Genomic DNA, 23,414 nt, shown 5'->3' on the forward strand with positions numbered 1-23,414 from the left:
CGTGAATTTCGCCAAACACATCCGGCCTACTGCCGGCTTCTGGGAAGGCTCGCATGGCTCTCGTGTCATCGACCTCTCCCTGAGCCGGATCGTTTGGCGATGAGGATCGAGATTTTTACATCATCTCTTGCGCCAAACACATCCGGCCTACCGTCTTCAAACACGCCCGGCCAGGAGCTCGCGTTGGTAGTAGAGCTCTTTGGGCATGTCGTCGTAGAGGTCGAGGTAAAGCTCTTCGGTGCTGAGGAGTTCTTGGCGGAACTCGCGGCGGTCGAAGTTCATGAGCTCGTTCCATTGCTCGCGGCTGTATTCGAGGCCATCCCAGTTCACTTCCGAGTAGCGGGGCATCCAGCCGAGTTCGGTTTCGTGACCCCGGGCTTCGCCACGGCAGCGTTTCACCACCCACTCGAGCACGCGCATGTTTTCGCCAAAGCCGGGCCAGAGGAACTTGCCCTCGGCGCTCTTGCGGAACCAGTTGACGTGGAAGATGCGGGGCAGCTCTTTGACGTCTTTCCGCATGTGCAGCCAGTGGGCGAAGTAGTCGCCCATGTTATAGCCGCAGAAGGGGAGCATGGCCATGGGGTCGCGGCGGACTTTGCCGATGGCTCCGGCGGCGGCGGCGGTGGTTTCACTGCCCATGTTGGCACCGAGGAAGACGCCGTGGACCCAGTTGAAGGCCTGGAAGACGAGGGGGAAGGTGGTGGCACGGCGACCGCCAAAGATGATGGCGGAGATGGGCACGCCTTCGGGTTTTTCCCAGTTTTCGTCAATGGTGGGGCACTGGCTGGCGGGGGCGGTGAAGCGGCTGTTGGGATGGGAGGAGGGGCGTCCGCAATCCGGGGTCCAGGGCTGGCCGCGCCAGTCGGTCAGTTTTGCGGGGGGCTCTTTGGTCATGCCTTCCCACCAGACGTCGCCGTCTTCGGTGAGGGCCACGTTGGTGAAGATGGTGTTGGCCTTGATGGAGGCCATGGCGTTGGGGTTGGACTCCCAGGAGGTGCCGGGGGCGACGCCGAAGTAGCCGGCCTCGGGATTGGTGGCCCAGAGGCGGCCATCAGGACCGGGGCGCAGCCAGGCGATGTCATCCCCGACGACGCTGACTTTCCAGCCTTGTTCGAGGTAGGTGGCGGGCGGCACCAGCATGGCGAAGTTGGTTTTCCCACAGGCGCTGGGGAAGGCGGCGGCCACGTAGTTTTTACGTCCATCGGGGGACTCGACGCCGCAGATGAGCATGTGCTCGGCCATCCAGCCTTCATCACGGCCCATGACGCTGGCGATGCGCAGGGCGAGGCATTTTTTCCCGAGCAGGGCATTGCCGCCGTAGCCGCTGCCGTAGCTCCAGATGCTGCGCTCTTCAGGGAAGTGGACGATGTATTTGGTCTCGCTGCACGGCCAGGGGACATCGGCCTCACCCTCAGCAAGCGGTTTACCCACGCTATGCAGGCAGGGCACGAAGGTGCCCTCGGTGCCGAGCTGATCCAGCACGGCCTGGCCCATGCGGGTCATGATGCGCATGGAGACGACGACGTAGGGAGAATCGGTGATCTCGACGCCGATGACGGAGAAGGGGGAGCCGAGCGGGCCCATGCAGAAGGGCACGACATACATGGTGCGGCCTTTCATGCAGCCGGTGAAGAGACCCTTCAGGGTGTTTTTCATCTCGGCAGGCGGCACCCAGTTGTTGGTGGGGCCGGCGTCGATCTTGCGCGCGCTGCAGATGTAGGTGCGGTCTTCCACACGGGCGACGTCATTGGGGTCTGAGCACGCGAGGTAGGAGTTGGGCCGCTTCTCGGGGTTGAGTTTTTGGAAGGTGCCATTGGCCACGAGCACGCCGCAGAGTTCGTCGTATTCGGCTGCGGAGCCATCACAGAGACGGACATGGTCAGGTTGGCATAAGGAACGGATCTCTTCGATCCACGACAGGAGTCTTGGGTGCGCTGTCATAATTTGGGTTGGGGCCACCGTAACACGCAGATGGCGTGCCGAAATCGCTTTGTTTGTGTGGATGTTGTGACGGTGTCATGCAAGCCCTGGGTTCAAGGGAGTGCTTACTTGATGGGAGGTGGATTTGGTGATAGGTTCGTCAACCATGGCGACCACAGTCGATAGCTTATTCCAGGAAGCTCTTCAGTTGCCTGAAGAATCACGCATGACTCTGGTTGAGAAGCTGATTGTCAGTGCTCGATCTTATGAAGAAGTCGAGCAGGCGCAGGTATCTGAAGCTCAAGCGCGGTTGGCTGAAATGCGGTCGGGGGCGGTGCAGGGCGTGCCTGTGGAGGATGCCTTTCGCCGGGTGCGTGAATCTTTGGAGGTCTGTCGGGGTGCATGACCCGAGAACTGCATCCATTGGCTGAGGAGGAGCTTCATGACAGTGCGCATGGGTATGCGGCTCAGAGTATCTTTGCGGCGGATCGGTTCATGAAAGCTGTGGAGGAGGCCATCCAGACCGTGGTGGGTGATCCTGCTCGTTTTCAATCGGTCGGGGAGGGCGTGCGGGGGTATCGTCTCCAGCGGTTTCCGTATAAGCTCTACGATGAATATGATGAAGGGCGGGCGCATGTGCGGGTGTTATCCATCACACCCAATAAACAGAGGCCTGATGAGTGGCGACATCGTGTTTCGAAGGGGTGAGGGATCGGCTGTATCGAGGCCGTGAGGCGCTCTTGTTTTTCGCAGGTCAGGCTGATTGGAGTCGCTTTCATGCAGCGTTGGTATCAGCCCCATGCTCACGGATCTCTCCCGCTCTCGCGATTTTCCTAGCCTTCACGGCCTCACGTATCTCAACACCGCAGCGGAGAGCATCCCTCCGTTGTGCGTGGGTGAGGCGATCCAAGCCTACTGGCAGGATAAGCAGAAGGGCATGCGCGGCAGGGACGGGCACTTTGCGGCGGTGGAGCAGTGCCGGGAGGTCAGTGCGCGGATGCTGGGGATGGCCACGGATGAGGTGGCCTTCTGCTCCTGCAGCTCAGAGGCTTATAACTTGCTGGCCAGTGCGCTGAACCTCGCTGCTGAGGATGAGGTGGTGGTGACGGATCTCGATTTCCCCGCCGGGGCCACGCCGTGGCTGCGGGCGGTGAATGCTCCCCAGGTGAAGCTGTGGAAAGCCACGGGAGGAGAGCTGCAGGCCTCCGATCTCGAAGCGCTGCTGAGTGAAAGGACCCGTCTGGTGCAGGTGTCTCTCGTCAGCTTTTACAACGGTCATCGCATCGACTGGCAACCCCTGGTGCAGCGGGTGCGTGAGCGGGCGCCGAGGGCTCTCATCTCGGTGGATGTGACCCAGGCTCTCGGTCGGGTGGAACTGAAGTGCCCGGAGGCGGACATCGTGATCAGCAGCACGCATAAGTGGACGCTGGGCGTGCATGGCGGGTGCATCATCGGCGTGCCCCGACGCAATGCGGAAAAACTCACCACGCATGCCGGCGGCTGGTATCATCTGGACAATGCTTTTGATCACGATCGCTTTGATCGTGCGGTGCCGAAACTCGGGGCGCTGAGCTTCTCGGTGGGCATGCCGAACTTTGCCGCGCTGTATGCTTTGAATGCGGCCTTACGCTATGTGGACGGCATCGGTGTGGCGGCGATTTCGGCGCATGCCGATCCTCTGGTGCAGCGGTTGCATGCGGGGCTCATCGACCTTGGTTTGAAACCCATGTGCCCGCTGCATGCGGAGCGCCCCACCGGGATTGTGGCCTTCATGCATGAGCGCAGCGCGGAGATCCATGCGGCGCTGGAGCGCGCCGAGGTGCATGTCATGCACAGCGCCGGGCGCATCCGCCTCGCCGTGCATGGCTACAACACGGCTGAGGATGTGGAGCGGGCTCTGGAGGTGCTGAGCTCAGTCAAGTGATGCGGCCACTCCTGGCCGCAAGGAAGTCCGAGAGATAAACTTGGCTCATTCAGTGGCGAAGTCGTTAGAGGGTTCTTTTCGTGGTCTTGGGCTGATTAGAAGCTCGCTCGGCCTCGAACTGCGGGCAGGAGTGCCCGCATCACTTTCGAGGGCTCACATCACCGAAGTGATGCGGCCACTCCTGGCCGCAAGGAAGTCCAAGGGATAAACTTGGCTCATTCAGTGGCGAAGTCATCAGAGGGTCCTTTTCGTGGTCTTGGACGCTTGTGGTTCTCGTTAGGCCTTCGGCTGCGGGCAAGAGTGCCCGGATCACTTTCGAGGGCTCACATCACCGAAGTGATGCGGCCACTCCTGGCCGCAAGGAAGTCCAAGGGATAAACTTGGCTCATTCAGTGGCGAAGTCATCAGAGGGTTCTTTTCAGGGCTTAGACGCTTTTGGTTCTCGCTCGGCCTTCGAACTGCGGGCAGGAGTGCCCGCATCACTTTCGAGGGCTCACATCACCTTTCACCTCAATACAGCTCCACGGGAGAGCGCTTGCCGTCTTCGACGCTGAGCACCTTGGCACGATCTTCTCCGAGGGTGGCGACGCGCAGATCCCAGATCTCTTGGTTGATTTTGGCAAAGCGATCCAGGCTGAATTTATCGGGAGAGACGAGACGCTTCTTGGTCTTCTCAATGCGCACCAGGGCATCGTGGAGGATGGGGGCCTCCACACCCTCCAGATGCTGACGGGCCAGCTCCACCATCTCCAGGCGATGGCAGATCATGACGAGGTCATTGCCTGCACGCACGGCTTCCTGGATGGCTTGCTCAAAGGTCACCTCATTGAGGATGGCGCCCATGTCCAGATCATCGGTCATGGCCAGGCCTTCGAAGCCTAACTGATCGCGTAACAATTTCGTGCAGACGTTGTGGCTCAGGCTGGCGGGCCAGCGTGGGCGGTCGGGATCATAAGCGGTGTAGTTGCTGTGGCAGGTCATCACGCTGTCGATCTCCGGTAGCAGGGCGGTGTAGGGGAGCAGCTCGGACTCCAGCATCTGCTCGTGGGTTTTCCCAATCACCGGCAGGAACTCATGCGGATCACACTCGGCAGGGCCGTAGCCGGGGAAGTGCTTGGCGCAGCTCAGGATGCCTTCTCCCCGCATGGCGCGGTTGAAGACTCCGGCGTTGTTGATGACCTGCTGTGGATCGCGACCCCAGCAGCGGCCTTTGAGGGAGTTATCGGCGGTGTCGTCGTAGGAGATGTCCAGGACGGGGCAGAGATCGAGATTGAAGCCGAACAGGCGCAGGATCTGGCCGGTGAGCTTGCCATGCTGTTTGATCAGCTTCATGTCGCCCTTATCCCGAAGCGCTTGGGCATTCGGCGGTTCTTCACCGATCAAACGCAGGCGTGAGACACGGCCACCTTCCTGATCAATCGTGATGAAGGGCTCGATGTTGGAGAGATCCCTCAGATCATCAATCAGCTTCCGCAGTTGCTCGGGGGAGACGATGTTACGACCGAACAGGATGAAGCCACCGGGCTGGAGCTTCTTAAAGCGGGCGGCGGTTTCGGAGTCGAGTTCAGGACCGGGAACGCCGGTGAGGAGAAGTTGGCCGAGGGACATGGGTGGCAACGGAGAAGTGTGAGGTGAAAATAAATTGGGCTGGAAACGTCTGATTTATCATCCTATTTGGATATTAGCTGCGAGCGGAGACGAAAAAAATTCAACTGACTCCCCTCAGTCAAAAAAGAGGTGCTCTCCATGAAGCCGCTTCGAGTGATTGAAGTAGAGGAACGAGTCCAGCTTTCTTCTTCCAGCGAATCGGATACTTCCAGGATGTAGGCCATTGCCATTGGCCATGTTAGCGTGATGGTTCCGTTTGCTGCGCGATGTGGAGAAAGTCTGGGATGTAGGGCGGTCTCAATTAATCCTGAAGTATTACCCATTTCGTCCTCAGCAAAAACTCTGAGTTGTCGAGTTTCAGAGATGGGCAATACCAAAGGGACCGTGTAAGTTTGAACTGGATCGCTACCGAGAGAGTAATATACGATCGGAGCAGGCTGTGAACCGTCGGATCCTGTCACTGAAATAAGGAGACTTCCTCCAACGAGTGACATGTCCAGTGATACAGTAGGTGGAGTGATGTCTATATGTGCTCCAGATGCAGATTGAGTTGGCGTGATCAACTCTGTGGGTTCGTAGCTGGCGCTGTTGTTGTGATCCACCCTGAGGTCAGGAACCTGTGTTGAGGTTAAGCTGAGCTTCCACGGATGCATGTTTGGCTGGAAACGATAACGTGAAAGGTTTATAGCAACGCCCGATGAATCATAGTAAGTTATCACGAGTTCCATCTCAGTAACCAACTGGTCGCTTTCGACGAAAAGTGTCAGATGATCAGGAAACTCAATGTCCACCCAAGCCTGGTTGCCTCCATAGCGGATATCCACTCCTGGAACCTTCCTTGCTGCTGAACTGTTGAGCTTTGCGTTCGTATTGCCGGAAGCGTCTGTAATACGGACGTAGTTTGACCCGCGGACCGAAACTGTGAGCCATCCTGTACTTGGTCCAGTTGTTTGAGCAGCCAGTGCTGGTGCAGCCGATGTTGATAACTGGCCGTCTTCCAAGAAATCAACAATCATATTCAGAACCACAGGGTTCCTCATCATCTCAGTGTGCTCTGAAAGATCGCTTGTCGTTATTGCCTGATATGTGGTATTTGGTGCGCAATATGAGTCTGGACGCCTGGCGCTGAGATAAGGAACCACTTTATCCCCCCTCCCCTTGATCTCGAAAAACTTCGGGTATGGAGCTTGTCTCCCTAGATCGCCGCGATATTCAGTCGTGACTGCTACTGCGACAGTTGTATCTCTCTGCGGTCGGTCACCGTAGATGTGTAGAAACTTGATGTCGTTTGTGTCCGAGGACCAATCATCCTGCTTGCCGCCTTGAAAACTGTGAAACGCCAAATTGTTTACACTGGGCGTGTCCGGGCTGGCTTCACGATCAATCATTGAACGAAAGTCTTCCATGGAGTAGTCTTCGAAACTGTTGCGGTCATTGTCTAAATCCCATCCAACTTCCAAAAACATCGGGCGCTCTGCTTTTTCCATGTATAGCGAAGATGGAAGCAATTCATGGAATGATTGGAATGTAGGGAGCGTTGCCTTGATCGAGTCATTGTTCCACCAGTCCACGATCGTGTGTCCGTATAAGTCTCCCTCGAGCATTCGGTATATAGCTACTGGGGCACCCCAAAAAGGACTACCTACAGTTACCACGTTTTCAATATCATCGGCCCCATAGTCCAGAATGTAGCGGCGCAATAAAAGCCCTCCCATACTATGGGCAACCACATTCACTTTTGCGCCACCATGAAGCTGCCGAATGTTCTGAATATATTGCCGAAGATCGGAAGTGTGAACGGAGTTACTCCTACGCCAATCATATGGAAACGGGAAAAATGACGGGATTGATGCCATCCCGCTCGTTGCGGTTTGAAATGATGAAGTCATACGATTCGGATTCTCATCCAAATCAAAAAAGTGATAACCTTGCCGTGTGTCAGTCATGAAATCAATGAAGGGTCCATAGACAATCTCAGTCCCAACTCCGACATCAACAGGATCATACTCTCGAATAAGGCCAACAGCTTTAACATCGTTTGCTCCTGTTCGAAGGTTTAAAGCACGAATATCTAATGCATCAAGCGATGGCCAAAGATACTCACCATTTCCAGTTCCATATGAACCATCCTCCCCAGCTCCGGTCAACATGCTGCCTGCAATGCCAGGGATGAAAATGACTGGTGTTTCATAGCCAGGACCGATGGCCATTGAAATGTCTTCAAGCCATTCGGTTGGATCGTAGATAGGCCTTGAAATAGCGGAATCAGCCCATGCAGAATGACTGCCATCAGGGGAGAATTTAGTGATATTCTTTGATAATCCTCCCATTACATAAATATTATCCTCTTTATCTACTACTATGCCAACAGGGCAGTCAGATTGAGGCTCCCAATCGAAACGCCAACGCGAAGAAAAAACCCCTCCTTGTCCTAGGTCGTTGAATTTCATTAGTTTCGCTAAAAGCAAAGACAGTTCATCTTGTTCGTTATATGCTATAATACCGTTAGCCACGTATAGATTCTGTTTACTGTCCCTTGCCATTCCGACTGGTTGAATCACTTTTTCCGGGAAAAACTGGGATAAGGAACCGTTGTCTAAAATATATATTTCTCTTTCTTCATTTGAATATCCATAATTTACACTTTTATGAACCGTGAAATGAAGTCGATCTTGACGATCTACCATTATATCATGCAGCTCATCATCTTCTACAAATGGTGGCGCATTAAGGTTGACAACTGTTGTCCGATTGCCATCTGGCTCAAGCTTGATTATTGTTCTGTAGTCAGGGGATCGAAGATAGAGATTATTTAGTGAATCAAAGGCGGGAGATTGGCCGCCATTGGCTGGTGTCAGAAAATTGGCCCCTTTGCCTTCAGGCGTAAATTTTAAGACGGCATTTCCCGAGGTAGTAACAAAAACATTGCCATCGAGATCCACAGAAATTCCAGATAAGCCATCGCGATATCCTTCTTCATTGTGCCCGAGCAAGCTCGCAGCATTCGCAAAGACGTCGCTTTTGCCATCTTTGTTAAATCTTTCAATCAAAGTTTCACGTGAGTATATTACATATATATACTCGTTTTTTTGCGGCGCATCTTCTGCGTATATTTTTTGAAATTGTAGAACGGCAGAAATGCCCAGGAGGTATAAAACAAGTAATTGGTTCATGGCCTTTGCGCTTGTAATGCTATAAGGCTTAATGTGCTATTGTCTTTAACAATATATCTACACACGCCTTTGCAAAGGCGGGTGCGTTGATCTCGCAGTCCATCTCGATGACGGGGATGTCGGCGCGCAGGTTCGTTTTGAGCGCGGTGAAGAGGGCGGCGTCGGCGGCCGGATCGTGGAAGGGTTTGCCAGGCGCACTGATGACGCTGATGGCTTTCAACGGCAGCAGCACGGTCACCGGGGCGGTGTAGGCATTCACTTTCTCCGCCAGGATGCGGCCCAGCTCGGCGCACTCCTCGGGCGTGGTACGCATGAGGGTGACCTGGGGATTGTGCTGATAGAAGAGACGATCCTGGTATTTCTCCGGCACGCTGGCGCGCTCGCCGAAGTTCACCATGTCCAGGCAGCCGGGGGTGACGATGGCAGGGGTGCCGGTTTTCCCGGCGGCTTCCAGACGATGCGGTCCTGCATTGAGCACGCCGCCCACGAGTTCATCCGCCCACTCGGTGGTGGTGATGTCCAGCACGCCGGTGATGAGGCCGCTTTCGATCAGGCTCTCCATGATGCGCCCGCCGGTGCCGGTGGCGGCGAAAACGAGCACTTCATAGCCAGCCGCTTCGAGCTGGGCTTTCGCGGCATTCACGCACTCGGTGGTGTTGCCAAACATGGAGGCGGCGATGAGGGGCTTATCCTCGGCAGGGGGGATCTCCATCTCCACCATGCCACAGATGGCTCCAGCAGCGCGGGCAAGCAGGGTGCGGGAAAGGCGGTTGATGCCGGAGACATCCACGATGCTGGGGATCATGACGATGTCCTTGGTGCCGACATAGGGGGCCACATGGCCAGCGGCCAGGGTGGAGACCATGACCTTGGGAAACCCAATGGGCAGAGCTCTCATGGCGGTGGTGCTGATGGCGGTGCCGCCCCCGCCGCCCAGGGAGATGACGCCCTGGATGCGGCCTTCCGTGACCAGGCTGCTCAGCAACTGCGCGGACGCACCCGCCATGGCGGTGACTGCCTCACCCCGGTCCTGGCGCTCCAGGATGCCTGCCAAGTCCACGGCTCCCGCCGCCGCCACTTCCTCGCGCGTGATGTCGGGGCGCACCGCCGCAGGCTGGCCGGTGCCGGTATCAATGAGCAAGGTCTGATGACCCCGCTGCCGGATCAATTCCGCAACGTAAGCGTGTTCCAATCCTTTGGTGTCCAGAGTGCCGAGAACTGCGATGGTGGCCATAGAGTGCCCTTTTTAGAGGAGAGAGTGGAAAGCCGTCAAGAGAGGGGAAACCGCATGCGGCTATCTGAAAGCAACGTCAGGGAAAAAAGAGGCGAGTCGGTTAGGGGAGTCGGTGGCACGATTTCGCGTGACTTTTGCTCTATCTACTCTAGAGGATGTCTTTATGAACCTTCGGTTTCTTTTGGGCGTGATCGCTCTCGGGTCAACGCTCTTTTTCACACGGATTACAGCCGCATCGGAGGCTGTCCCGGAGCCATTTTTTAATGCCGCTGTTTTTGAAACGGTGACTTTCCAGGTGGGAGCTTGGGTGGAGACCGAGCCTCAGGAGCAAGAGGAAGGTCGAGTGGTCACCTTCCAGGCACGAGGCCTGCCGAAGGGCTTGAGCTGTGATGCAACCACGGGCGTGATCAGGGGTGTGCCGCTGAGACCGGGGAAGTCCAAGGTCACGATCACAGGGACCGACCAGGACCGACATAAAACCATCACTCGGGTGATTCTGAATGTGGAAGGATTCCCCGCCGAGTGGGTGGATGAACATCACGGATTGATCGACACCGATGCCGGTGGATTGAAGATCCGGGGCTTCGTGAGGTTGATTGTGGCAGCACATGGATCCTTCTCTGGAAAGCTGATCTTGGGCTTTCAGGAGTTCCCACTGAAAGGGAGCTTGGTGAAAAGGGAGGCCGAGGGGCCTTTTAAGGCGGAGATCGTGCTCCAGCCGGACCTGACGCTCTCCATGGAAACCTCGATGGATGGATTGACCTGCATCTTGGAAAGAGATGAATCGTCCGACGAACCCTGGCAGAGTGTTTTTGGGGCGCTGCGGCGCACTTACGACAAAAAGCATCCCGCCACTTGGGCAAAGGGGGTGTACAATGTCTATAGCGCGCCTCCAGGCCAAAGCTTCCCCCATGACGATCATCCATTGGGAGATAGCATTTACTCGCTGACCGTCAGCGCAGATGGCAGAGCCTTGCTGAAGGGAGTGTTGGCCGATGGGAGTGCCGTGACTTGGAGTGGTGTCTTGCTGGGCGAGGAGCCGACGAGGGTGCTGTTCCCCATCTATCTGCCCCTCTACAAGGTGAAGAAGGTGCCCTCAGGACTGTTAATGGGCGATTTAAGCGTTTACACCGAAACGGCCGAGGGGGCCCCAAAATCTCCTCCTGAGACAGGGGTGAAGGACTATTTGGGCGGCCATTTGATTTGGGAAAAAGCAGCGGCGGTGTCTGACCGAGAGCGTCTTTATCCTGAGGGATTCTCGATGGAGTTGACCACGGAGGGGCTCCCTTATCAGCGCCCCCGTTCCGGTTCTCTGTTGTTGAATGCCCCAGTGGGGAATTTCAATGCAGTCTTGTCATTTTACACGGAGGGCGTGGCCGACTTTGGGCAATGGTTCACGATCACGCGCACGAATGGCATCAAGATGCCAACTCCAGACGCAGAAAGTTCTGTTTCCAAAATCAGCTTGAGCGTCAATGCACGCACAGGCTTTTTCAGTGGCAGTTGCGCCGTCAAGGAAGGGCGTCGCACCTGCAAGTTCAGAGGCATCATCATCCAGCCGAGTTCCGGGCGGGGTAAGGGGCAAGGTCATTTCCTCCTGCCGGACTTGCCGGAGGTCGGGGTATCAACACCGCCTCTCATCCTCAGTGGAGCCATGGCTTGGATGGCTCTGGCGTCTGGAGGCCCGGGTGGTGGCAGCCCTGATGACTGGCAACCCCCATATGATCCGAATCCGATCGTGAATCCCCCGTGACGTTGGACGCGCTCCAGCGAGCTTTTTCGCCGACCTTGACCCACCCTCCACTCGGGGTTAGTTAGTGGGTTCTCCTGCCGACCTTCCCCTGATGTCCATCGAACGCACCCGTAATTTCTCCATCATCGCTCACATTGACCACGGGAAGACCACGCTCTCCGACCGGCTGTTGGAGTTCACCAAGACCATCTCCCAGCGTGAGCAGCAGGCTCAGCTGCTGGATGCGATGGATCTGGAACGTGAGCGCGGCATCACGATCAAGGCGCACCCGGTGTGCATGTTTTACAAGGCCAAGGACGGCCTGGAATATAAACTGAACCTGCTGGATACCCCCGGGCACGTGGACTTCAGCTATGAGGTCAGCCGCTCCTTGGCTGCCTGTGAAGGCGCTCTGTTGCTGATCGATGCCTCGCAGGGCGTGGAAGCCCAGACGGTGGCGAATTTGAACTTGGCGATGCAGCAGGATCTGCACGTCATCCCGGTCATCAATAAGGTGGACCTGCCGAGCGCTGACATCGATAAGTGCAAACGTCAGCTCGAGGACATCCTCCAGCTCCCCTCGGATGAGGCTGTGCCTGCCAGCGCTAAGATGGGCATCGGCATCGAGGACATCCTGGAGGCCATCGTCGCCTACATGCCACCGCCGAAAGACCCGGCCGATGGTTATGTGCGCGCTTCCGTGTTCGATTCCATTTTCGATCCTTATCGCGGCGTCGTCAGCTACGTGCGTGTGGTCAGCGGCACCATTGTGCGGGGGCAGAAAGTTCGCATGATGTCCACCGGCCTGGATTATGAAATCAAGGACGTGGGCATCTTCCGCCCGAAGATGACCGCCTGTGAAAAGCTGGAGCCCGGTGACGTCGGTTATCTCATCGCGAACGTGAAGTCCACCGCCGATGTGAAGATCGGCGATACCATCACGGAAAGCCGACGCCCATCCCCTGAGCCGCTTCCAGGTTTCAAGGAGATCCATCCGCTCGTTTTCAGCGGCATTTATCCGGTCAGCACGGATGACTTTGAAGCGCTGAAACTCGCCGTCGGGAAGCTGCAGATCAATGACGCGGCCTTCACCTTCATGGCGGAGAGTTCCGCCGCTCTCGGTTTCGGTTTCCGCTGCGGTTTCCTCGGCTTGTTGCACATGGAGATCGTGCAGGAGCGTCTGCGTCGTGAGTTTAACATGGACGTCATCTCCACCTATCCATCCGTGATTTATGAGGTCCGCAAGACCGACGGCACGGAGATGCTGGTGGATAACCCCACCTTCCTGCCCTCCGCGAATGAGATCGATGAAATCCGTGAGCCGATGGTGAGGGTGAACATCATGATCCCGAACGACTACATCGGAGACATGATGCAGCTCGTCATGGATAAGCGCGGCCAGGTGAACAACACCGAGACGCTGGATGATCGCCGCGTGCTGCTGCACACCGTCATCCCGCTGAATGAGATCCTGGTGGACTTCAATGACAAGCTCAAGTCCATCACCCGGGGTTACGGCAGCATGGACTATGAACATGCCGGCACTCAAGCCGCCGAACTGGTGAAGATGGATATCCTCATCGCGGGTGATCCCGTGGATGCCTTCTCCTGCATCGTGCACCGCAGCAAGGCCGAGAGCCGTGGTCGCCAGCTCTGTCAGAAGCTCAAGGAAGTGATTCCTCAGCAGCTCTTCGTCGTCGCCATTCAGGCCGCCATCGGTGGCAAGGTGATTGCCCGCGAATCCATCAGCGCCCTGCGCAAAGACGTGACCGCCAAGTGCTACGGCGGTGACATCAGCCGTAAGCGCAAGCTCCTGGAGAAGCAGAAGGAAGGTAAGAAAAAGATGAAGGCCATCGGCAAGGTGAACATCCCGCAGGAAGCGTTCATCGAAGTGCTGAAGACGAACTGAAGACTTCTGGGTCTTTCTTCAAAACCCAAAACAGGGCGGTTGATTTCAACCGCCCTTTTTGTTGGGCATTTGTTGAGGCGCATGAATGGTGGAATTGGAAGTGTCGTGAATGAATGGCAGACAAGTGGCCCGCACACTCCGTGTGCGGAAAGCCGCCTTGCAGGCCAAACGAGAGACGTTTCGACATAGCGTCTTGCAGGAGGATGCGTGAACAGCCTTTCACTGCAGAGTTCGAGAAGAAAAGTAACTCTCTAAGCCTTCCTGGCGGTATCCCGCACACGGAGTGTGCGGACCACTTCACTCTCGCGGACTTCGCTGGATTTCAGACCTAGCCTCCGGGTGGGAGGTGAGCGATTAGCCCCGGGTGAAGCGAACGAAGTGAGCGAGAACCCGGGGATGCCTACCGAAGCGGCCGTGAGTCAGGATCGCGCGATGGAAGTGCGCGAGAAGTATGGCATCAAGGACGATCGGCGATGCAAGGGATTGGCCATCGGTGATGATCGAGGGCTGATGCACGTTTCTCGCCCCCTTTCAGGGAGCGGCCCTGAACGGGGGATACTGCCCTATGCAACCGGGGGTTCGGTTCGCTTCGCTCACGTCACCACCCGGCTCATGGCTCGTCTCCCTCCAGGAGACAAGGCGGCTGGAGGGGCATGGGTTTTGAAGGGAACTCACAGCACCTTTTTCATGATCGTAACATCGAGAATGTCGCTAACATGAAATGTGTTTTTGGTGCGGCGTTGGCGATATTGATCCTAGCTGTAGCTGATCCTCAAAGACACTTCACCCGTCTCGTCATCTCGGAGTAAATATCCGTGAATGGCCTCTTTACGGAGGTGGATCTCATAGCGGCGCCCGCGTTGTCGTTGACGTTTCTGATCCCACCCAGGAGTGTCTGTTTCCCAGAAGTAGTCATACTCCTGCATGCTCTCGAGCTCATTGTCAGGAGGCCGATCAAAGGTGGTTGGGAGGGGATCTTTTTCTGAATGGGGAAAATAGTAAGGCACGATTTCTTTGAGCCCAGGAGAGGCCTCGATGAACGATTGGAAATCGGCTTCGGAGCAGGAGAAGTCGAGCCAGTAAGATCTGGTGAACACGTTTCCGGCAGTCGAGGCGCGGTAGCTGCGGTCAGGGATCGGTGCTAAATGTGCAGAGGCAATGACGGCGTCGTGGACTCGTTCACGCTCTCCTGCCATCCACCAGAAGTAGAGGCCCGTCATCAGGCCACCGATGATCAACGATGTGATGGCGATGATTTTGAGACAAGAACGCATGGCTATGGTTTCAGTCACAGCCTCTTCTTGAGTCCCCGCAAGGTCACAAAGACGCCTAACGCAAAGTGCACCCAGAGCACGCTGATGGCGAGAGCGGGGCTGGGGAACCAGGTGCGCACGAAGAGGGTCAGCGGCTCATACAGGGGCGTGTCTTTCAGTGTCTCCATACCGCCGGACCAGCCATAGTAGGCGGTGATGAAGGGATGCAAAACCCCACCCAAGACGCGGGGGAAGCCTAACACGGCCCCGGCCAGGATGAGATTGGTGAAGGCCAGCATCCAGCAGCGGCTGTGGGAGCGCTCCGCACTCGGGCTGAGGGCGGAGGTGGCGAGGCACAGGCTGGTGAAGGCGATGCCGGTGACCATGAGCAGCAGCAGACGCGCCAAGGCGAAGCCGGGTAAGCCGCCGGTGACGACTTCCACCGTGAGAGCGGACAGCAAGATCTGCAAGAGCACCACCGGGAGGACGAAGCCCAGCTTCCCCAGCAGGTAGGCCAGAGGGCGCAGGCCGCCGGTGCGCTCACGATGATACACGGGCCACTCGGAAGCGATCTCACGTGCGGCGGTACGCACGCTGAAGGCCATGGTTAGAACCACCATGAGAAACCAACCCATGGCGCAAGTATAAGCTGCGGGCCAGAGCACGGCCGGGCTGGTATCGCCAGAAGTGACCGCGCTGAGGTAATGATCGTTCGGCAGGATGAGCAGAGCGGCCACGGCTGGAGCCAAGGCCGTGAGGCCCACCTGGATGAGCCACTCCTTCTGGGTGCGGCGAAAGGTGGACCAGCGGCGGAGAATGAGATGCTTCGCCTGCGCGGCGACGGAGGGCAAGGCTGGTGGGGGGGGCAACTCCTCTGCGGATTCAGGCGCGGGTTTGCCGTCATCCTCGGGGGCTTTGGCTTTGGCGTTGGCGGGTAAGGTGATGTGTCCGGTCGGGTTGCCCTCTTCTTCATCATCCTTGGCTTTGATGGCTCCGCCGAGCTTGAAGGCATCGTAATAGGAGTCGCGATGACGCATCCAGGATTCTCCCCAGCGGGAAGCGGGTCGCTTGGCCAGGCGGGGATACAGCTCCTCGATAGCTTGGATGCTGAAGTAGTGGGTGACGGCGCGGGAGGGGCCGTGGAAACAGACGTGCCCTTCATGCAGAATCACCACCGTGTCGTAGGCAGCGAGGTTGGCGGCCATCTGTGTGGCGTGGATGACCACACGGGAGGGATGATCCGTGGCGGTGAATTTCAGGAGCGCCGTCATCTCGCTCTGGGACTTGGCGTCGAGTCCGTCCGTGAATTCATCGCAGATGACCAGGGAGGGATCGCTGACCAAGGCGACGGCGAGTTTCAGGCGGCGCTTTTGCGGCAGAGTCAGAGAGCTGACACGATGCGTGGCCACATTTTCCAAACCCACCCCGACGAGGAGATGCGAGGCGCGATCCACCCGCTGCTCGGCGGTCTGATCCGCCACACGCAGCATCAGGGCGCTCATCACGCTCTCCCGCACCGTCAGCACTGGGCTGAGCACGTCATCGGAGGCGGGCACGTAGCCGATTTCATTGGCATGCAGCGGTGCCTCGGAGGTGTCTTTGCCCCGATACATGATGGTGCCACCGCCCACTTCCTGATGCCCTGCCAAGAGGCTCAGCAGGGTGCTTTTACCCGAACCGGCAGCCCCAATGACGGCAAGCAAGTGACCAGCGGGGACCGAGAAGCTCACGTGGTCCAAGGCCGTCAGCGCCTTGCCTCCTGGGCCGGTGAATACGTGAGAGACGCTGATGAGTTCGAGCATGGGGAATGAAAGCGGGGAAAGCCGTCGCACACAACTGGCAAAAAAGTCGATGAATGAAGACTCCATCAAGAAGGCGCTTGCACACACCCTGCTCGCTCCTTCATGCTGAGGGTGTATGTTGCGCCGTTTTGCCCTCTTCTCCTTTCTCGCTGCTGCGACCCTCGCCTCCGGACTGACGCCGGATGGTAAACACAAGCTGGTTTTGATCGCCGGTAAGCCCTCGCACCCTCCCGGCATGCATGAGTTTCGCGCCGGATCGCTGCTGCTGGAAAAGTGCCTCAAGGAGATCCCTAACCTCGTGGTGGACCGCCACGACATGGGCTGGGTGACGGATGAGGCCACCTTTGCGGATGCTGATGCCGTGGTCATCTATGCCGATGGTGGCAAAGGACACCCGGCGGTGCAGGGGACGCATCTGGAGACGCTAAAGGGGCTCATGGCCAAGGGAGTGGGCTTCGGCGTCATGCACTATGGCGTGGAAGTGGTGCCGGAGCTCGGGGGCAAAGAGTTCCTGGCGTGGCTGGGCGGTCACTATGAGAACTCCTACTCCTGCAATCCCATCTGGGAGCCCAACTTCACCTCTTTCCCCGAACATCCGATCACCCGTGGGGTGAAACCCTTCCAGATCGAGGACGAATGGTATTTTAACATGCGCTTCCGTCCGGCTTTTGGCGAGGGCATCGAGGCAGCCAAGGACGGAGACACCCGCTTCGTCCCCATCCTGGTCGCAACACCCTCCGACGCCACCCGTGATGGTCCCTATGTGTATCCCAAAGGACCTTACCCGCACATCCAGGCCCAGAAGGGGGAGAAGGAATCCATGATGTGGTGCGTGGAGCGTCCCGATGGCGGACGCGGCTTTGGTTTCACCGGCGGTCATTTCCACAAGAACTGGGGCAATGGCGAGTTTCGCAAAACAATCCTGAATGCCCTGCTGTGGGTGACTAAAGTCGAGGTCCCCGAAAACGGCGTGGCCTCCACCGTCAGCGAGGAGGATCTGACCCAGAACCTGGACGATAAACCCGCACCGAAGCCCAAGAAAACGACGATGACGACGCCGAAGGTGTTCCAGCGCGAGGTGGTGGTGACTGAAAAGTGACTTGCCTCGCGAAGCGTCCCGGAGTGCGGTGGCAAAGAAGCCGGAGTCATCAGGCTTCGGCGACACCGCTCCCGAGTGGTCTTGGATATCGCACGGTGGGAAATGTCATCGGACGCGATGACTTGGCCTCAAGACGCTAAGGAATTTTTAAAGTGCACTCGCTTCGACCAGAGCGGTGTCGCCGAGGCAATGCCTTGCTCTTGCCTCTCTGCCACCGCACTCCGGGACGCTGCCGCGAGAATCACGGCCTCAATGGGAAGCCTTTTGGGCTCATCAGCACCGTCATTCCTTGGTGGACGGTGGATCGAAGGGCTTGTTAAATGCAGGCCCGCGTTCGCCATCGTAGGTGGCCCGCAGTCGCTGATCGTCAGGGCCTTCCTTGCGGCGGATGATGGCGGGCGCCACGAGATTGCCCAGCCGCCGCCTTTCGGCACGCCCCGCCTGCCACTGCTCCCAGGTGTAGCAGCGCTCTGGTTTGATCGGCAGGGTTGTATCTGTCATAGCTGCTGAAATATAAGGTTAGTCTTGCGGTTTCGCCAGTTCTTGTTCGACCTCCTTGCGAACAGCAAGCAGTTCCGCTTCACAGCGATATTTAGGAGAATTGGCGATTTTAAGAGCTTCGTCCCAATCAAAAGCAACGCTTTGAGAAAGAACAGATGTCATGAGCTTCTTGGCACAGTCGTCATCCTCTTCGTTATAGCCTGTCCATTTCCTGGCTGCGTAAACTCGCCCAACCAGCAGGTCTTCGATGGGAATCAAAACCACGAATCCGACGGGGGTTTGAATTTTGGCCAGTTCCTTCTCGGCTAGGTAATTGATTTCTCCTAGAAGATCGATCCACAGGTTCTCGATCTGCCAACTTTTTCCTCCATGAGGCTTGGCTCCTGGAATTTGTGCCATGACGGCCGCACATTCCTCTCGTTTCGGGGTTCTTATGCCAGTCCAACAAATATCAGTGTCGCCCGACATGTAGGCTCCGTCGGTGTAAAATTCGATAGCTGATCCACCTACCACGACAGGCTCAAAACCCTGTTGACGAAACAATTCAGAGACGAGTCCAGATAACAGCAAAGCTTTTGTGTTCAAATCCGTCTCTTGCCGGACCCAATTCAAGGCATCTTGAATTTCCTCTGTGTTCATTTTGATAGTGTAAAACAAGAGACATCATTTAAAACCCGCAAAAATTTGGTGCCAATTGTGCTCCTCTCGCTATTCCTGATTACCACCCGATGAACACCCTCAGCACTTTCACCACCGGAACCGGAGCTACTGGCAAATATTATTCCCTTCCTGAACTCGAGAAGCAGGGCGTGGGCCCGATCTCGAAGCTGCCGGTTTCCATCCGTATCGTCTTGGAATCCCTGCTGCGTAATCTGGATGGCAAGAAGGTCTTCGAGCAGGATGTGAAGAACCTCGCCAACTGGAATGCCAAGAATCCAGGCGACTATGAGATTCCTTTCACTGTCGCTCGTATCGTGCTTCAGGACTTCACAGGCGTGCCGCTTCTGGTGGACCTCGCCGCCATGCGCAGTGCGGTGGCGAAGATGGGCAAGAACACCAAGATGATCGAGCCGCTGGTGCCGGTGGATCTCGTGGTGGACCACAGTGTGCAGGTGGACTTTGCCGGCACGCAGGAAGCTTTGAACCAGAACCTCGCCCTTGAGTTCGAGCGTAACCGTGAGCGTTATGAGTTCCTCAAGTGGGGTGAACAGGCCTTTGATACCTTTAAGGTGGTGCCTCCGGGCATCGGGATCGTGCACCAGGTGAACCTGGAATACCTCGCCAAGGGCGTGCTGGATAAAGACGGCGTGTTTTACCCCGATACCCTCGTGGGCACGGACAGCCACACCACCATGATCAACGGTCTGGGCGTCGTCGCCTGGGGTGTGGGTGGGATTGAGGCTGAAGCCGGGATGCTCGGCCAGCCTGTGACCTTCCTGGTGCCTGAAGTGGTGGGCGTTTACCTGACCGGTAGCCTGCGTGAAGGCGTGACCGCTACGGACCTGGCCCTGCACTGCACTCAGATGCTGCGTAAGCACGGTGTGGTCGGTAAGTTCGTCGAGTTCTATGGCCCTGGTGCTGAAAGCCTGCCGCTGCCTGACCGTGCCACCATCGCCAACATGGCCCCGGAATACGGTGCGACGATGGGCTTCTTCCCGATCGACGAAGAGTGCGTCAACTACTTGCGCGGCACGGGCCGTAGCGAGGAGCTTTGTGAGACCTTCAAGAACTACTACACCGCCCAGGGCATGTTCGGCATTCCGAAGAAGGGCGAGGTGGAATACACCAGCGACCTCGAGCTCGACCTCGGCGACATCCAGCCTTCCGTGGCCGGACCGAAGCGTCCTCAAGACCGCATCACGGTCGAAGCTCTCAAAAGCACCTGGAATGAAATCCTGGTCAAACCAACCCCTGGCGGCTATGGCAAGGCTCCTGTGGTCGTGGGTGGTGAAGTGGCCAATGCGCCAGCCAGCCTCGACGCTAAGCCTGAAGGCAACGATGTCTCTCGCGCCCTCGGCGCCGAAACTGGTGTGGCCCCAGTGCCATCTGACAAGCCAGGTTATCCCTATTACGAAGTCACCGTGGACAGCAAAGGCGGTGAAAAAGACGCCATCACTCACGGCAGCGTCCTCATCGCCGCCATCACGAGCTGCACCAACACCAGCAACCCGAGCGTGATGCTCGCCGCCGGTCTCTTGGCTAAGAAGGCCAATGCTAAAGGTCTGACTGTGAAGCCTTCCGTGAAAACCAGCCTCGGCCCAGGTAGCCGCGTGGTGACGGATTACCTCAACAAGACCGGCCTCCAGACGGAACTGGACAAGCTCGGTTTCCAAACTGTTGGTTATGGTTGCACCACCTGTATCGGTAACTCCGGTCCTCTGGACGCAGGGATCGAAGACGTGGTGAAAGCGGAAGACGTGGTCGCTGCCAGCGTGCTCTCCGGTAACCGTAACTTCGAAGCCCGTGTGCACCAGAGCATCAAGGCTAACTTCCTGATGAGCCCTCCGCTCGTCGTGGCCTACGCCATCGCAGGCACCGTGGACATTGACCTGAGCAAGGATGAGATCATCCCTGGCACCGGAGTTTACCTCAAGGACATCTGGCCTTCCCTCCAGGAAATTCAGGACGCCCTCAAATCTGCTCTTTCCCCCGAAGTCTTCCGTGCCCTTTACACCGACTTCGCCAGCCAGAATCCGAAGTGGAACGAGATCCCCGGCTCCACCGGCCTCGTCTATGACTGGAACGAGAAGAGCACCTACATCCAGCATCCTCCTTTCTTCGAGGACTTCAGCATGGAGCCACGTGACATCACGGAAATCGTCGGTGCCCGCCCTCTGGGCATCTTCGGCGACTCCGTCACCACGGACCACATCAGCCCTGCCGGCGCCATCAAGAAGACCAGCCCGGCTGGCCGATTCCTCAGCGAGAACAACGTGACCCAGGCCGACTTCAACAGCTACGGCAGCCGCCGTGGTAACGACCGTGTCATGACCCGTGGCACCTTCGCCAACGTGCGGATCAAGAACCTCATGCTGGGCGGTAAGGAAGGTGGCGACACCCTGCTTCAACCCGCAGGCACTGAGATGAGCATCTACGACGCTGCCACCGCCTACATGGCCGCTGGCACGCCGAGCATCATCATCGGTGGTGAAGACTACGGCATGGGCTCCAGCCGTGACTGGGCGGCCAAAGGCACCCGTCTCCTGGGCGTGAAGGCCGTGATCACCAAGTCCTTCGAGCGTATTCACCGCAGTAACCTCGTGGGCATGGGCGTGCTGCCTTGTAACTTCAAGGACAAGGCTGACTACGATAAGGTGAAGGACCTCAGCGATGCTACCTTCAGCATCCTGGGCATCTCCAACGACACCAAGCCGCAGAGCGAAGCCACCCTGCGTGTCACCCAGGCCGATGGCTCCAGCTTCGACATCCCGCTCGTGGTCCGTATCGATACCCCTGTGGAGATCGACTACTACCGCGCCGGAGGCATCCTGCCTTACGTGCTTGCGCAGATCCTGCGTGCGAATGCGTCATGATCTAGGTTTGCATCTAGATTAGACCTCGCATCCCTCTCAACGCCCCGTTGGCCCTGACGCCTCGGGGCGTTTTGTTGGTTAGTCCTGGAGGCTGTTAGCCTTTTAGCAAACCGCTTGCTGAATGGCCCTCTGGGGGGTTAGCTTATCCATTGACGGTCTCTTACGAGAAGCCGGTCCTGTTGCCATGATCCACAAGCTCTCCATCAGAAACTTTAAGTCGATTCGGGAACTCGATCTCGACTGTCGTCGGGTGAATGTGTTCATCGGAGAGCCGAATGTTGGGAAAACCAATATTTTAGAAGCTCTTTCTCTTTGGAGCTTTGGAACTCTCTGTGAAATCAAAAAAACCCTTCGAATTAATCACATTAACCAACTTGCGACCGACATTTCGTTTGATCAGGGCACCCATGTTCAATGCGATGATTTTAAACTGACTGCCTATTGGACACATCTTGGGGCATTTATTGATTATGAAATCCCTGGATTTGAGACCTCAAAATATAAAATCGACGAAAAATCAGGCGATGTAGATTGCACTTCGGGGCAAGGTTACAACGAGGATGCCATCAAGATTCATTATTATCTGTTTGACCCTCGAGAGCCTACTGACAGCGGTGACCCAGGGGTATTGGTTGCCCCTTTTGGAAATAACCTCGCAGGGGTATTGTCTAGCAATCGTGAAGCTCGACAGGCTGCTGGAGCCTTTTTAGAAGGTAGTCGATATAGACTCGCAGTTGATCGTGCCTCCAGGAATGTATTTCTAGCTAGTGATGAGGACGGCACAATGACTACACTGCCCTATTTAGCTGCGTCTGAAACACTGCGGCGAATGATCTTTTATCAGATTGTGCTGGCAACAAACCGTGACGCAGTTCTCGTTTTTGACGAGCCCGAGGCGCATTCTTTTCCCCCTTACACCAAAACTCTCGCTGAGCGCATCGCTCTAGATGATCAAGGCAATCAGTTCTTTCTGACAACGCACAGTCCTTACATGCTGGATTCGCTTCTTTCGAAAACTCCGGCGTCTGAATTGAATGTGGTTCTCTGCAGGATGGAGAACTACGCGACTAAAGCGTATGCGCTCAATCAGGATCAAATTGATCAGATCAAGGAGTGGAGCATGGATGCGTTTTTCAACTTTGACCGGCTGCTGCCTGAGGTGGAATGATTCACCTGGAATGTGACAATGATGAGGCATTGATCCTGGCCTTGGGAAAGACCCGAGCGGAAGTGTCCCATCATGCCGGAAAAGGCCGTGTCTCGAAGGCTCTTTCTGAGTCGAAACGCGCGTATGATTTTGGACTCATCGACCAAGATCCAGGTCAACCGCCACCACCTTATCTTCGGGAATACAAGTGTGTGGAAAGAGATTTGAAATTGGGTCTGGTTCTTTACCAGCATCCCAAACAAGGGAAGCGATTGATCGAGATTCAGCCTGACCTGGAACCTTGGATTTATAAATTGGGCGAAGCGGTCGGGATCAAACCTTCGGATCATAATCTCCCGGCAAAACATTCGGGTCTGCATCAGGAGGCTAAGAAGCATCGGAAGCACCTCTTGAGCTATCTGGCGGCCTGTCGCTCGGCGGGGAGTCCTCATCTGGCCAAATTGGTGGAGTGGTTGGCACTGGTTTGAAGCTGCGGGCCTGAGGAGGGCAGGAACTGGCCATCTTTACCTTTCCTTCACAATAAACCCGGTTCTTCGACATAGGGGCTTAACATGGAGG

At 56.7% G+C, this 23,414-nt stretch carries 17 protein-coding genes; 9 read left to right on the forward strand and 8 right to left on the reverse strand.

What is annotated here, in order from left to right; translation table 11 throughout:
- Positions 1-156 precede the first annotated feature (156 nt).
- Positions 157-1,941, reverse strand: a complete 1,785-nt coding sequence (locus B5D61_RS24510) for a phosphoenolpyruvate carboxykinase (GTP) (RefSeq protein ID WP_078816067.1) — start codon at positions 1,939-1,941, stop codon at positions 157-159.
- A 145-nt stretch (positions 1,942-2,086) separates the two neighbouring features.
- Here B5D61_RS24510 and B5D61_RS24515 point away from each other — a divergent pair, with 145 nt between their 5' ends.
- The 3 genes from B5D61_RS24515 (at position 2,087) to B5D61_RS24525 (ending at position 3,844) form a co-directional block, all read left to right on the forward strand.
- Positions 2,087-2,326 (forward strand): addiction module protein, encoded by a 240-nt coding sequence (locus B5D61_RS24515; RefSeq protein WP_078816068.1) that lies wholly within the window; start codon positions 2,087-2,089, stop codon positions 2,324-2,326.
- Positions 2,323-2,628 carry a type II toxin-antitoxin system RelE/ParE family toxin gene (locus tag B5D61_RS24520; protein ID WP_078816069.1) on the forward strand — a complete coding sequence of 102 codons (306 nt, stop codon included), beginning with the start codon at positions 2,323-2,325 and terminating at the stop codon, positions 2,626-2,628. The genes B5D61_RS24515 and B5D61_RS24520 overlap by 4 nt, the downstream gene beginning before the upstream one ends.
- Before the next feature lie 91 nt (positions 2,629-2,719).
- The gene (locus tag B5D61_RS24525) at positions 2,720-3,844 is read left to right on the forward strand and encodes an aminotransferase class V-fold PLP-dependent enzyme (protein ID WP_078816070.1); all 1,125 of its coding nucleotides are present in this window, start codon (positions 2,720-2,722) and stop codon (positions 3,842-3,844) included.
- Between the two features lie 510 nt (positions 3,845-4,354).
- Here the strand turns inward: B5D61_RS24525 and B5D61_RS24530 are convergent.
- From B5D61_RS24530 to B5D61_RS24540, 3 genes are all read right to left on the reverse strand, one after another.
- Complete coding sequence (locus B5D61_RS24530; protein WP_078816071.1) at positions 4,355-5,452, reverse strand: glycoside hydrolase family 3 N-terminal domain-containing protein; 1,098 nt, start codon at positions 5,450-5,452, stop codon at positions 4,355-4,357.
- Positions 5,453-5,514: 62 nt separating this feature from the next.
- Positions 5,515-8,625, reverse strand: coding sequence for an alpha/beta fold hydrolase (locus tag B5D61_RS24535; RefSeq protein WP_078816073.1), 3,111 nt, complete (start codon positions 8,623-8,625; stop codon positions 5,515-5,517).
- Between the two features lie 28 nt (positions 8,626-8,653).
- Positions 8,654-9,859: a Tm-1-like ATP-binding domain-containing protein gene (locus B5D61_RS24540; RefSeq protein ID WP_078816074.1), complete on the reverse strand. Its 1,206-nt coding sequence runs from the start codon at positions 9,857-9,859 to the stop codon at positions 8,654-8,656.
- 163 nt (positions 9,860-10,022) lie between these two features.
- Between B5D61_RS24540 and B5D61_RS24545 the strand changes: the two genes are divergently transcribed.
- Both B5D61_RS24545 and lepA read left to right on the forward strand, forming a co-directional pair.
- A complete protein-coding gene (locus tag B5D61_RS24545; protein ID WP_139373486.1) occupies positions 10,023-11,612 on the forward strand; it encodes an Ig domain-containing protein in 1,590 nt (529 codons plus the stop codon).
- Between the two features lie 91 nt (positions 11,613-11,703).
- A complete protein-coding gene (lepA, locus tag B5D61_RS24550) occupies positions 11,704-13,500 on the forward strand; it encodes a translation elongation factor 4 (RefSeq protein WP_078816076.1) in 1,797 nt (598 codons plus the stop codon).
- 755 nt (positions 13,501-14,255) lie between these two features.
- On the opposite strand, the gene B5D61_RS24560 is transcribed toward lepA, so the two are convergent.
- Together B5D61_RS24560 and B5D61_RS24565 are read right to left on the reverse strand one after the other, a co-directional pair.
- On the reverse strand, positions 14,256-14,774 hold the full coding sequence (locus B5D61_RS24560) for a hypothetical protein (protein WP_078816078.1): 519 nt from the start codon (positions 14,772-14,774) through the stop codon (positions 14,256-14,258).
- 14 nt (positions 14,775-14,788) lie between these two features.
- Positions 14,789-16,555, reverse strand: coding sequence for an ATP-binding cassette domain-containing protein (locus B5D61_RS24565; protein WP_176159656.1), 1,767 nt, complete (start codon positions 16,553-16,555; stop codon positions 14,789-14,791).
- A 115-nt stretch (positions 16,556-16,670) separates the two neighbouring features.
- Between B5D61_RS24565 and B5D61_RS24570 the strand changes: the two genes are divergently transcribed.
- Positions 16,671-17,654 (forward strand): ThuA domain-containing protein, encoded by a 984-nt coding sequence (locus tag B5D61_RS24570; RefSeq protein ID WP_078816080.1) that lies wholly within the window; start codon positions 16,671-16,673, stop codon positions 17,652-17,654.
- A 282-nt stretch (positions 17,655-17,936) separates the two neighbouring features.
- On the opposite strand, the gene B5D61_RS24575 is transcribed toward B5D61_RS24570, so the two are convergent.
- Together B5D61_RS24575 and B5D61_RS24580 are read right to left on the reverse strand one after the other, a co-directional pair.
- Positions 17,937-18,155, reverse strand: coding sequence for a hypothetical protein (locus B5D61_RS24575; RefSeq protein WP_078816081.1), 219 nt, complete (start codon positions 18,153-18,155; stop codon positions 17,937-17,939).
- A gap of 18 nt (positions 18,156-18,173) precedes the next feature.
- Positions 18,174-18,794 (reverse strand): hypothetical protein, encoded by a 621-nt coding sequence (locus tag B5D61_RS24580; RefSeq protein WP_078816082.1) that lies wholly within the window; start codon positions 18,792-18,794, stop codon positions 18,174-18,176.
- A gap of 89 nt (positions 18,795-18,883) precedes the next feature.
- On the opposite strand from B5D61_RS24580, the gene acnA reads away from it, so the two are divergent.
- From acnA to B5D61_RS24595, 3 genes are all read left to right on the forward strand, one after another.
- Complete coding sequence (gene acnA / locus B5D61_RS24585; protein ID WP_078816083.1) at positions 18,884-21,688, forward strand: aconitate hydratase; 2,805 nt, start codon at positions 18,884-18,886, stop codon at positions 21,686-21,688.
- Positions 21,689-21,872: 184 nt separating this feature from the next.
- Positions 21,873-22,856 (forward strand): AAA family ATPase, encoded by a 984-nt coding sequence (locus tag B5D61_RS26530; protein ID WP_176159657.1) that lies wholly within the window; start codon positions 21,873-21,875, stop codon positions 22,854-22,856.
- Complete coding sequence (locus B5D61_RS24595) at positions 22,853-23,323, forward strand: hypothetical protein (protein ID WP_078816085.1); 471 nt, start codon at positions 22,853-22,855, stop codon at positions 23,321-23,323. Before B5D61_RS26530 ends, B5D61_RS24595 begins: the two co-directional genes overlap by 4 nt.
- Positions 23,324-23,414: the final 91 nt, after the last annotated feature.

It is taken from the genome of Prosthecobacter debontii, assembly GCF_900167535.1.
Classification (GTDB): domain Bacteria; phylum Verrucomicrobiota; class Verrucomicrobiia; order Verrucomicrobiales; family Verrucomicrobiaceae; genus Prosthecobacter; species Prosthecobacter debontii.

Coding starts and splice junctions, on each gene's coding strand:
- B5D61_RS24520 (WP_078816069.1), top strand. CDS start 2,323: ATGACCCGAGAACTGCATCCATTGGCTGAGGAGGAGCTTCATGACAGT.
- acnA (WP_078816083.1), top strand. CDS start 18,884: ATGAACACCCTCAGCACTTTCACCACCGGAACCGGAGCTACTGGCAAA.
- B5D61_RS24535 (WP_078816073.1), bottom strand. CDS start 8,625: ATGAACCAATTACTTGTTTTATACCTCCTGGGCATTTCTGCCGTTCTA.
- B5D61_RS24530 (WP_078816071.1), bottom strand. CDS start 5,452: ATGTCCCTCGGCCAACTTCTCCTCACCGGCGTTCCCGGTCCTGAACTC.
- lepA (WP_078816076.1), top strand. CDS start 11,704: ATGTCCATCGAACGCACCCGTAATTTCTCCATCATCGCTCACATTGAC.
- B5D61_RS24515 (WP_078816068.1), top strand. CDS start 2,087: ATGGCGACCACAGTCGATAGCTTATTCCAGGAAGCTCTTCAGTTGCCT.
- B5D61_RS24575 (WP_078816081.1), bottom strand. CDS start 18,155: ATGACAGATACAACCCTGCCGATCAAACCAGAGCGCTGCTACACCTGG.
- B5D61_RS26530 (WP_176159657.1), top strand. CDS start 21,873: ATGATCCACAAGCTCTCCATCAGAAACTTTAAGTCGATTCGGGAACTC.
- B5D61_RS24525 (WP_078816070.1), top strand. CDS start 2,720: ATGCTCACGGATCTCTCCCGCTCTCGCGATTTTCCTAGCCTTCACGGC.
- B5D61_RS24540 (WP_078816074.1), bottom strand. CDS start 9,859: ATGGCCACCATCGCAGTTCTCGGCACTCTGGACACCAAAGGATTGGAA.
- B5D61_RS24595 (WP_078816085.1), top strand. CDS start 22,853: ATGATTCACCTGGAATGTGACAATGATGAGGCATTGATCCTGGCCTTG.
- B5D61_RS24565 (WP_176159656.1), bottom strand. CDS start 16,555: ATGCTCGAACTCATCAGCGTCTCTCACGTATTCACCGGCCCAGGAGGC.
- B5D61_RS24510 (WP_078816067.1), bottom strand. CDS start 1,941: ATGACAGCGCACCCAAGACTCCTGTCGTGGATCGAAGAGATCCGTTCC.
- B5D61_RS24580 (WP_078816082.1), bottom strand. CDS start 18,794: ATGAACACAGAGGAAATTCAAGATGCCTTGAATTGGGTCCGGCAAGAG.
- B5D61_RS24545 (WP_139373486.1), top strand. CDS start 10,023: ATGAACCTTCGGTTTCTTTTGGGCGTGATCGCTCTCGGGTCAACGCTC.
- B5D61_RS24570 (WP_078816080.1), top strand. CDS start 16,671: ATGTTGCGCCGTTTTGCCCTCTTCTCCTTTCTCGCTGCTGCGACCCTC.
- B5D61_RS24560 (WP_078816078.1), bottom strand. CDS start 14,774: ATGCGTTCTTGTCTCAAAATCATCGCCATCACATCGTTGATCATCGGT.